General features: G+C 57.4%; 12 protein-coding genes. 9 read left to right on the top strand and 3 right to left on the bottom strand.

The annotated features are described in order from the left end of the window. The first annotated feature begins 91 nt into the window (after nucleotides 1–91). Nucleotides 92–715 carry a glutathione S-transferase family protein gene (locus ACFQW4_RS19705; RefSeq protein ID WP_101762777.1) on the top strand — a complete coding sequence of 208 codons (624 nt, stop codon included), beginning with the start codon at nucleotides 92–94 and terminating at the stop codon, nucleotides 713–715. Here ACFQW4_RS19705 and ACFQW4_RS19700 read toward each other — a convergent pair. Next, a complete protein-coding gene (locus tag ACFQW4_RS19700; RefSeq protein WP_336769066.1) occupies nucleotides 682–2,172 on the bottom strand; it encodes a PLP-dependent aminotransferase family protein in 1,491 nt (496 codons plus the stop codon). The two genes, ACFQW4_RS19705 and ACFQW4_RS19700, sit on opposite strands and share 34 nt — an antisense overlap. Before the next feature lie 136 nt (nucleotides 2,173–2,308). Between ACFQW4_RS19700 and ACFQW4_RS19695 the strand changes: the two genes are divergently transcribed. Then, nucleotides 2,309–2,896 (top strand): LysE family translocator, encoded by a 588-nt coding sequence (locus ACFQW4_RS19695; protein WP_176972553.1) that lies wholly within the window; start codon nucleotides 2,309–2,311, stop codon nucleotides 2,894–2,896. Between the two features lie 59 nt (nucleotides 2,897–2,955). Here ACFQW4_RS19695 and mqo read toward each other — a convergent pair whose 3' ends face one another. Together mqo and ACFQW4_RS19685 are read right to left on the bottom strand one after the other, a co-directional pair. Then, a complete protein-coding gene (gene mqo / locus ACFQW4_RS19690) occupies nucleotides 2,956–4,566 on the bottom strand; it encodes a malate dehydrogenase (quinone) (RefSeq protein WP_217549809.1) in 1,611 nt (536 codons plus the stop codon). A 535-nt stretch (nucleotides 4,567–5,101) separates the two neighbouring features. Continuing rightward, the gene (locus ACFQW4_RS19685) at nucleotides 5,102–5,341 is read right to left on the bottom strand and encodes a DUF1158 domain-containing protein (RefSeq protein ID WP_007891898.1); all 240 of its coding nucleotides are present in this window, start codon (nucleotides 5,339–5,341) and stop codon (nucleotides 5,102–5,104) included. Nucleotides 5,342–5,625: 284 nt separating this feature from the next. Between ACFQW4_RS19685 and mntP the strand changes: the two genes are divergently transcribed. The 7 genes from mntP (at nucleotide 5,626) to ACFQW4_RS19650 (ending at nucleotide 14,175) form a co-directional block, all read left to right on the top strand. Then, complete coding sequence (mntP, locus tag ACFQW4_RS19680) at nucleotides 5,626–6,198, top strand: manganese efflux pump MntP (protein ID WP_101762773.1); 573 nt, start codon at nucleotides 5,626–5,628, stop codon at nucleotides 6,196–6,198. A 479-nt stretch (nucleotides 6,199–6,677) separates the two neighbouring features. Next, on the top strand, nucleotides 6,678–7,685 hold the full coding sequence (dgcN, locus tag ACFQW4_RS19675) for an N-acetyltransferase DgcN (RefSeq protein WP_101762772.1): 1,008 nt from the start codon (nucleotides 6,678–6,680) through the stop codon (nucleotides 7,683–7,685). Between the two features lies 1 nt (nucleotide 7,686). After that, nucleotides 7,687–8,652, top strand: coding sequence for an N-acetyl-D-Glu racemase DgcA (gene dgcA, locus ACFQW4_RS19670; RefSeq protein ID WP_377726871.1), 966 nt, complete (start codon nucleotides 7,687–7,689; stop codon nucleotides 8,650–8,652). A gap of 18 nt (nucleotides 8,653–8,670) precedes the next feature. Continuing rightward, nucleotides 8,671–10,533 carry an ABC transporter ATP-binding protein gene (locus tag ACFQW4_RS19665; RefSeq protein WP_277974227.1) on the top strand — a complete coding sequence of 621 codons (1,863 nt, stop codon included), beginning with the start codon at nucleotides 8,671–8,673 and terminating at the stop codon, nucleotides 10,531–10,533. A gap of 21 nt (nucleotides 10,534–10,554) precedes the next feature. After that, a complete protein-coding gene (locus tag ACFQW4_RS19660; protein WP_377726867.1) occupies nucleotides 10,555–12,096 on the top strand; it encodes a glutathione ABC transporter substrate-binding protein in 1,542 nt (513 codons plus the stop codon). A 265-nt stretch (nucleotides 12,097–12,361) separates the two neighbouring features. Further along, on the top strand, nucleotides 12,362–13,291 hold the full coding sequence (locus ACFQW4_RS19655; RefSeq protein WP_350261268.1) for an ABC transporter permease subunit: 930 nt from the start codon (nucleotides 12,362–12,364) through the stop codon (nucleotides 13,289–13,291). Next, nucleotides 13,291–14,175: an ABC transporter permease subunit gene (locus ACFQW4_RS19650; RefSeq protein ID WP_377726863.1), complete on the top strand. Its 885-nt coding sequence runs from the start codon at nucleotides 13,291–13,293 to the stop codon at nucleotides 14,173–14,175. Before ACFQW4_RS19655 ends, ACFQW4_RS19650 begins: the two co-directional genes overlap by 1 nt. Nucleotide 14,176 lies beyond the last annotated feature (1 nt).

The raw sequence follows: 14,176 nt of genomic DNA, 5'->3' as shown, positions 1-14,176 counted from the left end.
TTGTCTGAAATCGGGATTTACATCCTGCTGATTGCGAAAGGCCAGCAACAGGGCTATGAATAGATTAAGAATTCTGGAATCGGAGTCCGCAATGTTAAAAGTTCTTGGCCGTACTTCATCAATAAACGTGCGAAAAGTTCTGTGGCTGTGCGCAGAACTCGATATTGCGTACGAATTAGAACCCTGGGGCGATGATCCACAATCGCTGCACTCGAAAGAGTTTATGGCACTCAATCCCAACGCCATGGTCCCGGTAATAATCGAGGACGACTTCGTGCTGTGGGAATCCAACGCTATTCTGCGCTATCTCGCCAACAGCAATGGCGGCGAATGGCTCTATCCCGACAATCCCCGCGCGCGCGCGCCAGTTGATCAGTGGATGGATTGGCAAGCCACCGAACTTAACACGTCCTGGCGTTACGCATTTATGTCGCTGGTGCGCAACTCGCCGGCGCATCAGGATCCCCGCTTGCTGGCGGCGGCGGTGAAAGGCTGGACGCACACCATGAACATACTCAACCAGCATCTGGAGAAAACCGGGCGCTATGTCGCAGGCCGCAATTTTTCGCTGGCCGATATTCCGGTTGGGCTGGCGGTGAACCGCTGGTTTGAAACCCCGCTGGAACACCCTGACTTCCCGGCGGTGCAGACTTATTACGAACGCCTGACCGAGCGCGAGCCTTACACCACCTGGGGCCGCAACGGCAAACCCTGATCCTGTCCCGGCGCGAGGCCTGTCATTTCACAGGCCAGCGCGCCGGTGCGCTGTAGCGCCCACGTATAACGTTCATCAAACGGGTAGCAGCAGGAGAGGCGCAACGCATGTCTGTAACGATCGCTCAGGGAGTAGAGCGCGCCCGGCGTCACACAGATTTGCTCCTGCAGCAGACGATGGAACATCTCTACGGTATCAATGTTCCCCGGCAGTTCGACCCAAAAAACAAACCCGCCGCGCGGCAGGGTAGCGCGCGTGCCCTGCGGAAAGTGGCGTGCCAGAATCCCGCGCGCCGCATCCAGATTGGCGGCATAGCGCCGACGCAGCGTGCGCAGATGATGATCGTAGCCGCCGCTGGCAAGAAATTCGGCCAGGGTTTCACTTAACAAGCGTGATTCCGCCATCGACGACACCGCTTTGAGGTGAGCGATAGCGTCATGAAAACGCCCGGCAGCAGTCCAGCCGACGCGGAAATCAGGCGCCACGGTTTTGGTAAAGCTGGTGCAGTAAATCACCCAACCCTCGCTATCAAACGCCTTTACTGGCGGCGACAGCGGCCACTCAAACTGCAATTCGTCGTACAAACCATCTTCCAGCAGTGGAACGTGGTAAGTGTTCACTAACTTCGCCAGCCGCTTTTTATTCTCTAGCGGCATCACATATCCCAGCGGGTTCTGCGCGCCGGGCATGGCGATCACCGCCTGAACCCGCTTCTCCTGCAGCAGCATCTCCAGCGCATCCAGCGACAGTCCCTGCTGCGGATCGGTAGGAATTTCCAGCGCTTTCAGCCCCAGCGACGCCAGCAGCGGGAACAGGAAGAAATAGGTCGGCGACTCCAAACCAATGCAATCGCCGGGTTTAGTCACCGCGCGCAGCGCCAGCTGGAGTGCTTCCATGCAGCCGTGCGTCAGTGTGATCGCCTGCGGCGGCAAGTTGATGCCGTTGTGCAGGGCACGACGCGCAATCTCCTCCCGTAAGCGCTCACTACCGGGTGGAAGCGCATAGCGTCCGATAATGTCGGGATTTTGGCGCAAAATCGACGCAGTAATTCGCCCGATTCGTGCCGCCGGATAGAAGGTGCCATCCTGCGGACAGGCTAATGAGATATTGGTGTAATCGGGATTATTTTGCGCCGCGAACACTTGCTCAATCAGCTCCAGCTTCTGCGCGCTGGGATCGTTGATTTTTGCCGGTAGCGGTTTTACTGAACGCGTCACGGCGGGCAGCACGCCACGCACGTAATAACCCGATTGCGGCCGCGATTCAATCAGGCCGCGATCTTCGAGGATTTGCCATGCATTGAGCACGGTATTGATACTCACCTGATGCGATTGTGCCACGCGGCGTATCGCCGGCAGCCGTTTACCCGGCTTCAGCGTGCCCTGATGTATCGACTCGGCAAAGCTATCGACCAACTGCTGATACAGCGTTTGACCGGATGAGAGTGGAAGGGACACAAAAGCCTCCGCGCGCGATGGGTACAATTCATTTTTGAGACAACTGTACCCATTACAATAGTGGTTTTGTGTCTCTGTTTCCATTGCAACATACGCATTAGCATGAAGGCATCATTGATTCTTCAGGAAGCGCATCATGCTCGATCCCTCATTCTTCAGCTACGTCACCGTGATGTCGATCACGCCGGGTCCAAATAACCTGCTGCTGGCAACGTCGGGTGTTAACTTTGGCTTTAAACGCACGCTGCCGATGCTGTTTGGCATCCTGCTAGGCTGCGCAATACAGATGCTACTGGCGAGCGTGGCGCTGGATGCGCTGCTGCACTGGATGGGCGCGATTCGCCTGCCGCTGACGGTAGTCGGCTGTAGCTATCTGCTGTGGCTTTCGTGGAAGATTTTCCGCGCTGGCGCGCCGCAACTGCGTGAACGCCCGCGTCCCATGACGCTAATTGGCGGCATCTGTTTCCAGGCGGTTAATCCCAAGGCCTGGTTGATGGTCACCAACGTGGCGCTGATGTACGCCAACAGTAACGGCGTGCTGACGGTGCTGTTGGGATTCGCCGCACTGAATCTGCCGTGCATTTTGATTTGGGCAGCGCTGGGCGATCGCCTTCGCAGCCATCTGCAGGTCGCGTGGAAACGTCAGGCGTTTAACAGTTTGATGGCGCTTTCGCTGGTGGCGACAACAGTGTGGATGTTGTACGACGCGGTGCTGCTGAGCTAGCCATAAAAAAGAGGCCGCTTTCGCGGCCTCTCATCTTGCCAACATCTGATACTACCTTGTTACTTGCCCACCACGTGCGCGGTTTCGCGCGCTTCATCGTTGGCGGCATCGGGTGTAATCACCGGCTCGTAGTCGAGTTGCAGTACGCGACTGGTATCGGCCAGCACTTTCTCGGTCAGTGCGACGTCGCCGTTCAGCTTGCGGCCCCACGATGGGATCACCATGCGGATTTTGGTCTGCCACTCCGGTGAACGCATCTGTTCCGGGAAGGCTTTCGCCATCAGCTCGAGCATAATCGGTGCGGCGGTGGAGGCGCCCGGTGAGGCACCCAGCAAGGCGGAAATGGTGCCATCTTCCGAAGTCACCACTTCAGTACCAAGACGCAGCACGCCACCTTCAACGGCATCGTTCTTGATGATTTGCACGCGCTGGCCGGCAGTGACTAAACGCCAATCTTCCTGCTTCGCCTGCGGCACGTAAGCGCGCAACGCTTCCATACGATCGCTGTCGCTTTGCAACACCTGATCAACCAGATATTTCACCAGGTCGAAGCTCTTCAGGCCAACCTGCACCATCGGCTTGAGGTTGCTGGTGTTCATCGCGCCGAACATATCCAGCAGCGAACCCTCTTTGAGGAATTTGGTTGAGAAGGTAGCAAACGGCCCAAACAGCAGCACCTGTTTGCCATCCAGCACGCGGGTATCGACGTGCGGCACCGACATCGGCGGTGCGCCGACGCTGGCTTTGCCATACACCTTCGCCATATGCTGTTTCACCACGTCAGGATTTTCCGTCACGAGGAATGAACCGCCCACCGGGAAACCGGCGTAGCCTTTCACTTCCGGAATGCCGGATTTCTGCAGCAGCGGCAACGCCGCACCGCCGGCACCGATAAACAGCTGGCGCGTGGTCAGCACACGATTTTCACCGCTGGCCAGATTATGCAGCGTGACCTGCCAGCGACCGTCGCTCAGGCGTTTGATATCACGCACTTCCTGGCGCAGACGCAGGCGGAAATTGGCTTTCTTCTCTAAAGAGGCAATCAGCTGGCGCGTTACTTCACCGAAGTTCACGTCGGTACCCATTTCGGTCCAGGTCGCCGCCACTTTCTGTTTGCTGTCGCGGCCGTTCATCACCAGCGGAATCCACTCCGTGATTTGATCGCGATCTTCAGAGTAATTCATGCCGCGGAACAGCGTGCTTTTCTGCAGCGCATTGAAACGCTTACGCAGGAATTCAACGTTATCGTCGCCCCAGACGAAACTCATGTGCGGCGTACTGTGGATAAAGCTTTTGGGATTGCGCAGGTTGCCTTTCTGCACGTGATACGCCCAGAACTGACGCGAAATCTGGAACGATTCATTAATCGCGACCGCTTTGGCGATGTCGATGCTGCCATCCGCCTTCTGCGGCGTATAGTTGAGCTCCGCCAGCGCGGCGTGACCGGTTCCGGCGTTGTTCCAGCCATTAGAGGATTCAACGGCCACATCATCAAGACGTTCAACCATCTCAACTGACCAGTCAGGCTCGAGATCTTGCAGCCATGCGCCCAAAGTCGCACTCATCACGCCTGCGCCAATCAGCAGTACGTCGACGTCTTTTCGTTCCTGAAGGTTTGCACTTTCCATTGAAGCGGCGGCGAGCGCCAGATTTACCGCAGTAGTACTCATGAGGCGACATCTCCTCTCTCTGTTGACCTGAAGCTCAACAGGTTCGCAGGCGAAATAGCCGCGCTTCTTTCGAGCGCGTGGCGCTATCTCTCAAAGGTTAAGACTCAGGTATAAGTCACGGGGACGATAACGGTTAACTGCACGTTATGCATATGCATCCGAATATAACATTCTCGTATCGGAATTAAACGTTTGTTTATTTTTTAAAGGCGGAAATGATTCAGCATAAGAATTAATCAGCTCAACCTCGCGGTCATAAGGGATTTTTATCTCTTAATCAGACGGTTAGCGTAATGCAGTTGTTACGCTATTGTGAGGGGTTTTGACCGGGGTGAAAACGGCGGGTGATATGCATCACATTTTAACGTGTTGAAAAATATATGTTTTAACTAAATTGATTATTTATGCGGATTTTATGTTGCGCGATATTTCGCCATGTCGTGTAAAAGTAATGTTACATTTTTGTGGTGATGAATTGAGGTCTGGCCGCGTAAAGCTGCCAGAAGAAAAATGCATCACCTTGCCGGAAAAACGATCAGCGCGATCGGCGGCGCCACAGGAAGCGAATGACGAAAAACTCGATCGCGCCCAGCAGCAAAAACCACAAACTAAAGACGATGGTATACAGCTGATTAACATCCATCAAATGCAGGCTTTCCTGCAATTGTTTTGCCAGCTCAATACCAAATGAAGGCGCGGGCAGCAGCAGGGCGGAAAGAAAGCCTAGCAGCAGAATGCCGCCTGGGATGATCAGCGTTTCGAATGGGTTATTCATGGTCATTGTCCAAATCAGTTAGCGCGGGCATTAGCGCATAAAACCGCGCTACGGTGCAATCCCCGCGCCGGCTCGCGCTCAGAAATTTCTTCTATTCCATTCACTTAGCGACAAAAATAGCGGAAGTTAAGAGTTATAGCCTTTGCTATACTTAAATCCCTGATTTTACTGTCTTTTTTTTGGCGTTTTTGCGTGTTAGACTGCGCGCACTTTTTCATTACTGAACAATAAATGCGGAGAAGTAGCGGCTTTAGCGCCGGTTCCGCGGCATTGATTGAAAACCCATGACATTTATCGCAACCCTGATTTTGGCCTTTGGCATGTCGATGGACGCTTTCGCCGCAGCACTGGGCAAAGGCGCGTCGCTGCATCGCCCAGGTTTCAAAGAGGCACTGCGAACCGGCCTGATTTTCGGCGTTATCGAAATGTTGACGCCGCTGATTGGCTGGGCAATTGGCCTCGCGGCCAGCCGCTACATCATGGCGTGGGATCATTGGGTGGCATTCGTGCTGTTAACCGTGCTGGGCGGCCGTATGATGATGGAAGGTTTTCGTCAAACCGCTGACGAGCCGTGCGAAGCGCCGCAGCGTCATGGTTTTATGGTGCTGGCGTTAACCGCCGTCGCCACCAGTCTTGATGCGCTGGCCGTCGGTGTTGGCCTGGCGTTCCTGCAGGTGAATATCATCATGACCGCCGTCACCATCGGCGCGGCGACCACTATCATGGCAACCACCGGCGTATTGGTTGGACGCTTTATCGGCCCGGTGATGGGCAAATGGGCGGAAGTGTTGGGCGGCGTAGTGCTGATCAGCATTGGCTGCACCATTTTAAGCGAGCATTTAGGCTGGTTTAACTAACCACGTTGTCGTTGTGCCATTTATGGCGGCCTCTTCTTCACACCCGCACTAATCCCCAATTCTGTGATCTACTTCAAAAATAATTGCGGTAAAAACGCTCAGCGGCTATACTTTTTGCGTATTTCTTCAACAATTTTTGAACCAGGTGCTTTATGAAACGCTTTTTCCGCTACGTGTTCCGTTCTTATGTCGAGACTTTCAAACACGTACCGCCGGGTGCTTTAAACTAAGCATTCCGTCAAATACCCTCGATAATCGCGGTCAGGGATCGACCTGTGGTTATCAACGATTTTCTTATCTCTCCAGCCGCTAATCTCCCCATTTTTCCCCTAACTCGCTGATAAAACTCCTCAGCCATTAGATTTCGATCTGGCTATAGCCGCACGTTATACCCCGCTACTAAACAAGCATTCGTCACCCCATCTTCTGCGTGAAATAGTCAATTCAGGCCCTATAAACCGTCTGAAACGAGAAACATCATGCTGATCCCACAACCTTATTTACTCTTCCTCGGCGATGTAACCGATCCACTGGCCGCTAAAACCGCACGCGGCATTCACGTCTGGCGTCCAGAGCAGTGCGTTGGCGAAATCAAACTGCCGGGCTGCACCGTCACGCTTGGCCTCGACGTCCTCGACATCGCCGCTGCCAAAGCGCGCGGTGCCAAAACGCTGGTGCTCGGCACCGCCAATGCCGGCGGTTACTTGCCCACGCATTGGCTCGACACGGTAAAAAGCGCCATCTCTGCCGGGATGAACGTGGCCAGCGGTTTGCACCATCGTCTGGTGGATGAGCCGGAGCTGGTGGCGTTGGCCAAAGAGTTCGGCGTTGAGCTGTTCGACCTGCGCCACATGCGCCCAAAACTGGAGGTCGGCAGCGGTAAAAAGCGCACAGGTAAGCGTGTACTTACTGTCGGCACCGATTGCTCAGTAGGCAAGATGTACACCTCGCTGGCGCTGGAAGCCGCGATGCGTGAACGCGGCATGCAAGCCGATTTCCGCGCCACCGGCCAGACCGGTATTTTGGTCGCGGGCGAAGGTATCGCGATTGATGCAGTGATTGCCGACTTCATCGCCGGCGCGGTCGAAGCGCTGTCGCCAGCCAATGACGCCGATCACTGGGATATCGTTGAAGGTCAGGGTTCGCTGTTCCATCCTTCCTATGCTGGCGTCAGCATGGGCCTGATCCACGGTGCGCAGCCGCACTGGCTGGTGATGTGCCATGAAATGGGGCGTCCGCATATGCGTCATCTGCCGCATCAGCCAATGGTCAGCCTGAAAGATTGCGTTGAAGCCAACCTGCGCGCAGCGCACGTCACCAGCGACGCGGTTCAGCTGGCCGGTTTCGCCATCAACACCTCGAACTACAGCGAAGACGAAGCGCGCGCCTATTGTGCAGAGATCAGCGCCGAATTCGGCGTGCCTGCTACCGATCCGGTGCGTTTCGGCATTGCGGATATCGCCGCGCTGCTGCAGGAGCGTGGCTAACATGCGGCGCATGCAGATTGAAGTGCTGGAGCTGCCGCTGGCGCGTCCGTTCGCCATCTCACGCGGTACGCGCACCGCAGTCACGGTGATTCGCGTGACGCTGGAGCAGAACGGCTTTATTGGCCGCGGCGAATGTACGCCAACGCCGCGCTACGATGAAACGCCAGAAAGCGTCAACGCCGAACTGGAAGCGCTGCGCGCTGCCATGGAAGCGGGCCTGAGCCGCCTCGATCTGCAAAGCCGTTTATCAGCGGGTTCAGCGCGTAATGCGCTGGACTGTGCGCTGTGGCGTCTCGATGCCGCGCTGGCGAAGCACACGCTGTGGCAACAGTGCGAGCGTCGTCAGCCGCCATCGGTGATCACCGCCGAAACTCTCAGCCTCGACTCCATCGAAAACATAGCCGCCGCCGCTGCCGATGCGGTATCACGCGGCGCCATCCTGCTGAAAATCAAACTTAATCGCGACGACATTCTGGAGAAAGTCGCCGCGATTCGTCAGGCCGCGCCGCGCGCCACCTTAATCATTGATGCCAACGAAGCCTGGTCGGGCGTGGATTTGCCCAGCCTGTTCAACGCGCTGGCGAGTTTTAACATCGCGATGGTCGAGCAGCCGCTGCCGGCGGGTCAGGATCAGGCGTTGCAGCGCTTCACGCACCCGATTCCGGTGTGTGCCGACGAGAGCTGCCACACCCGCGAGGACATCGCGCCGCTGCGCAATCGCTACGAGATGATCAACATCAAGCTGGATAAGTGCGGCGGTTTGACCGAAGCGCTGGCGATGGTGGAAGAGGCGCAGAAGCACGATATGCGGTTGATGGTCGGCTGCATGCTCGGTTCTTCACTGGCGATGGAAGCGGCGCTGCCGGTGGCGATTGCCGCTGAACATGTCGATCTCGATGGCCCCATTTGGCTGGCCGCCGATAGCTCGCCCTTCCTTTCTTACGCTCAAGGCCAAATCTGGCTGTAACCCGCACGCGGAGCAACGATGACGGACACTTTACTCACATCCAACGCCGCCAGCGTTGCCGGTTCAGAACCGGTGCTCGCGATTCAGGATCTCAGCGTCAGTTTTCGCGGCCGCAGCGGCGAAAATCAGGCGTTGAAGGGCATCAGTTTTAACATTCATCAGGGCGAAATTGTCGCCGTGGTGGGCGAAAGTGGCTCGGGTAAATCGGTCACCTCGCTGGCGGTGATGGGCTTGCTAGCCGCATCCGGGCGTATCGATCGCGGCAGCATGCAGTTCCGCGATCGTCAGGGCCACGTGCATCAGCTTGCCACGCTGAATGAAACCCAGCGCCGTGCTTTGCGTGGTCGCGAAATGGCGATGATATTTCAGGAGCCGATGACCTCGCTCAATCCGGTGCTGCGCGTCGGCGATCAGCTGACTGAAGCGCTGCGTGACCATCAGATTTGCGATAAAAGTCAGGCCGACTCGCGCGCACGTGAATTACTGCGCCAGGTGCGCATCGCCGATGTGGACCGCGTAATGAAAAGCTATCCGCATTCGCTGTCGGGCGGCATGCGCCAGCGCGTGATGATTGCGCAGGCGCTGGCCTGCGATCCGCAACTTTTAATCGCCGATGAGCCGACCACCGCGCTGGATGTCACGGTGCAGGCGCGCATTCTGCATATCCTGCGCGACCTGCAACGCGAGAAGCAGATGGCGGTGCTGTTCATTACTCACGACATGGGCGTGGTGGCAGAAATCGCCGATCGCGTGGTGGTAATGCTGCGCGGCGAAGTGGTTGAACAGGGCACGGTAACTGAAATCTTCAACGCGCCGCAGCATCCTTACACTAAAGCGTTACTGGCGGCGGTGCCGAAACTTGGCGATATGCGTGAGCACGCATGGCCGCAGCGTTTTCCGCTGTTGGGCAGCAATGCTAGCGATAACAGCGAGCAGCGCACCGCGCGCTATGACGAAACGCCGCTGCTGGATGTGCGTGGCCTGAAAGTGTACTACCCGATTCGCAGCGGGATTTTCTCGGCGCTCACCCATCAGGTGCACGCGGTGGAGCAGATCGACTTCAGCCTGTGGCCGGGCGAAACCCTGGCGATTGTCGGCGAAAGCGGCTGCGGCAAATCCACCACCGGCCGGGCTCTGATGCGGCTGATTAACAGCGACGCCGACAGCATCCATTTCCAGGGCAATGAAATCGCCAACCTGAAAGAAGCGCAGTTCCAGCCGCTGCGCCGTGAAATCCAGATGGTGTTTCAGGATCCTTACGCCTCGCTCAATCCACGTCTCACTGTCGGCTTCACCATTGCCGAACCGCTGCTGCTGCACGGCAGGGTGAAATCGCTGGAAGAAGCGTCGCCGCAGGTTGATGCGTTGCTGAAAAGCGTGGGCTTATTGCCGGAACATGCGCGGCGCTATCCGCACGAATTTTCCGGCGGCCAGCGCCAGCGTATTGCGATTGCGCGCGCCATGGCGTTGAAACCCAAAGTGATCATCGCCGACGAAGCCGTCTCGGCGCTGGACGTCTCAATTCAGGCGCAGGTGGTGAACCTGATGATGGATCTGCAACAGCAAACCGGCGTGGCGTGGATTTTTATCTCGCACGACATGGCGGTGGTGGAACGTATCGCTAACCGCGTGGCGGTGATGTATCTCGGCCAGATTGTTGAGCTGGGCCCGCGCCAATCGGTGTTCAACCAGCCACAACATCCTTATACCCAACGTCTGCTGGCCTCGGTGCCGGTGGCCGATCCCCAGAACCGGCAACCCCGCACTTTCGAAGAGGGCGAAATTCCTTCGCCGCTGCGCAAGGTGGGAGAAACGGTCATTAAACCGCGTTATCGCCAGGTTGCTCCGCAACACTGGGTCGCTGACTTTGTTTCGCGCTAACCCTCAATACCAGGAGATTTCATGAATCCGATTTTTCGCCGTACTGCGCTTGCGCTGGGATTGACCCTCTCGCTGGCCGCCGCCGCTCAGGCGCAGGATCTGCGCATTTCGATGTATGCCGATATCACCGGCCTCGATCCGCACGATACCTCCGATAACGTCAGCTACTCGGTGCAGAGCGGCATCTTCGAGCGTCTGTTCCAGTTCGATGCAAAGATGAAGCTGCAGCCGTGGCTCGCCACCAGCTACACCAGCAACGATAGCGCCACCGAATTTACCCTGACGCTGCGTAAAGACGTGACCTTCCAGGACGGCACGCCGTTCGATGCTGAAGCGGTGAAAGCCAACCTCGATCGCCTTGCCGACCAGAGCAAAGGCCTCAAGCGCAACAGCCTTTACAAGATGATTGCCAAGGTAACGGTGCTGGCGCCGGATCAGGTGAAAATCGATCTGAACCAATCGTTTGGTGCCTTCATTAACACGCTGGCGCATCCGTCGGCGGTGATGTGGAGCCCGGCGATTCTCAAGCAGTATCCGGAAGAAGCGCAGCTGCGTCTGCATCCGGTCGGCACCGGCCCGTTCAAGTTTGTAACGTGGCAGCCGGGCAAAGCGGTGACGCTGGCGAAATACGACGGCTACTGGCAAAAAGGCTGGCCGAAAGTGGATAACGTGATCTTCTCGCCCAGCCCGGAAGATGCCACGCGCGTTGCGGCGCTGAAGTCGGGCCAGGTGGATGCGATCTGGCCGCTGCCATCCGATCTGATCGCCACCGTGCAGAGCGACAGCAAACTGGCGGTGCAGCGCGATCCGAGCATTTATCTCTATTACATGGCGATCAACACTCAGCACAAACCGCTGAATGATGTGCGCGTGCGGCAGGCGATCAACTACGCCATTGACCGCGATCTGTGGCTGAAAGTGGCGTTTGCCGGCATGGGTAAACCGGCCAGTTCGGCGATTCCGGAAGGCGTGCAGTTCTACCAGAAGCAGAGCGCGCCTAACTATCGCTATGCGCCAGATGAAGCCAAAGCGCTGCTGAAGGCCGCCGGTTATCCGAATGGCCTCGATCTCAAACTGTGGGTCACCAACGCCACCGCCAGCGTGCGTGCCGCGCAGGTGTTAAAAGCGCAGCTGGCAACGGTGGGCATTCGCGCCACGGTCACGCCGATGGATTCCGGCACACGCAACGCCAAACTGTGGGGCGTGAAGGATCCGAAACAGGCGGAATTTGATCTCTATTACGGCGGCTGGTCGACCTCAACCGGTGATGCCGATTGGGTTTTGCGTCCACTCTACGCCACCGAATCCTGGGTGCCGACCTCGTATAACGTTTCGTACTTCAGCAACGCCGAAGCCGACAAAGCGATTGCCGGTGGCTTAGCCACCGCCGATCCGGCCAAGCGTGGTGAAGCCTACGCCGAAGCGCAGAAAGTGTTGTGGAAAGAGGCACCGGTAGCGTTCCTCGGCACGCCAGACAACCTGGTCGGCAAACGCAGCACGCTGAGCGGTGTGTCGATGCTGCCGGATGGTAACTTCCTGTTTAATCAGGCGACGTTTAAGTAAAGGTTGGGTGGGGTTGGGGGCTCGCTGTCCCCCTACGAATGTGCTTGCTGCACCCCACGAATGTGCTCGCTGTCCCCCTCCTCGGTCCTCCCCCATAAATGGGGGAGGAAGATGCTGCCACATGTTAGTGATAAAGCTGCATGTGGCAGCGTCTCCTTCCCCCGCAAGCGGGGGAAGGCCGGGATGGGGGGCAGCCAGCACGGTCTGGGGGCAGCCAGCACCATCTGGGAGCAGCCAGCACCATCCCAAAAAATAAAGGAACCGCATGTTCGCATACATCATTCGCCGACTGCTGGAGATGATCCCCGTATTGCTGGTGGTCTCGCTGCTGGTCTTCGGCTTCATCAAACTGCTGCCTGGCGATCCGGCGCGTATCTACGCCGGGCCGGATGCGCCTTTGGCCGCGGTGGAAGCAGCGCGTCAGCATCTCGGACTTAACGATCCGCTGCCGCAGCAATATATCAACTGGATCGGCGGCTTGCTGCGCGGCGATCTGGGCGTCACTTATCGCACCCAACAGCCGGTGCTGGACGTGATCAAACAGGGCTTTATGCCGACGCTGTGGCTGGCGCTGGCCGGGTTTGCCTGGTCGGTGATTCTGGGCCTTTTCCTCGGCGTATTTGCCGCGCTGAAACGCGGTAAATGGCAGGACTGGACCTTAATGAGCGTCGCCGTCGGCGGCATCTCCATGCCCACTTTCTGGCTCGGTCTGCTGCTGATCCAGTTCGTCGCCATGCCGTTTGGCCTGTTTTCCGTCAGCGGCTTTAACCAGCCCAGCGACATCGTGTTACCGGCGATCACACTCGGTTCCTCGGTGGCAGCGGTGATGGCGCGCTTCACCCGTTCGGCGTTTCTTGAAGTGGCGCAGGAAGATTACGTGCGCACCGCCAAAGCCAAAGGGCTGCGCAATCGGCTGATAACGTGGAAACACGTGATGCGCAATGCGTTGATCCCGGTGATCACCATGCTCGGTTTGCAGTTCGGTTTCTTACTCGGCGGATCGATCGTGGTCGAAAGCGTGTTCAACTGGCCGGGATTGGGCTGGCTGTTGATCGAGTCGATCAAGGCGCAGGATCAACCGGTGATCCAGGCATTAGTCATGCTGTTCGTGTTTGAATTTATCGTCATTAACCTGCTGGTCGATCTGCTGTATGCCGTGGTCAACCCAGCAATTCGCCTGCGACAGGAGCCCTGATGAGTCTGCAATCTCTGCCTGCCCACGCGCAGGAGGCGATCCGTTCGCCGTGGCGCGATTTCCTGCACGCGCTGGTGCGTAATCCGCTGGCGCTGGTCTCCGGCGGCTTTGTGCTGCTGCTGGTGCTGGTGGCCATTTTCGCTCCGTGGCTGGCGCCGTGGGATCCGATGGCGCCAGACTGGATGGCGCTGTCATCGCCGCCGTCCAGCACGCACTGGATAGGCACCGACGAACTCGGTCGCGATCTGTTCAGCCGCATCATCTTTGGCGCGCGCATCTCGCTGTATGTTGGCGTGCTGTCGGTGACGCTCGGCATGGTGGTCGGCGTGCTGCTGGGCCTGCTGGCGGGCTATTACGGACGCTGGATCGATATGCTGATTATGCGTGGCTCCGACGTGCTGTTCGCCTTTCCCGGCATGCTGCTGGCGATTGCGGTGGTAGCGATTCTCGGTCCGGGACTCAACAACGTCATCATCGCGGTGGCGATCTTCAGCGTGCCGGTATTTGCCCGTATCGTGCGTGCTTCTACGCTGTCGCTGAAACAGGCAGCTTATGTTGAAGCGGTGCGCTGCGCCGGTGCGCCGGATCGCGTGATTCTGCTGCGCCATATTCTGCCGGGCACGCTGTCAAACGTGATTGTCTATTTCACGATGCGTATCGGCACCAGTATTCTGACCGCTGCCGGGCTTAGTTTTATCGGCCTCGGCCCGGAACCCGATGTGCCGGAGTGGGGCAATATTCTGGCGATGAGCCGCAGCATGATGATGGCGGGCTTGTGGCACGTCAGCGTGTTTCCGGGTCTGGCGATATTTATTACCGTGCTGGCGTTTAACCTGCTGGGTGATGCGCTGCGCGACACGCTCGATCCCAAACTGAAGAGCTAAG

This window comes from Pantoea sp. GCM10028869 (genome assembly GCF_042666835.1).
Classification (GTDB): domain Bacteria; phylum Pseudomonadota; class Gammaproteobacteria; order Enterobacterales; family Enterobacteriaceae; genus Pantoea; species Pantoea leporis.
This window is presented reverse-complemented; position numbering and strand designations above follow the sequence as displayed.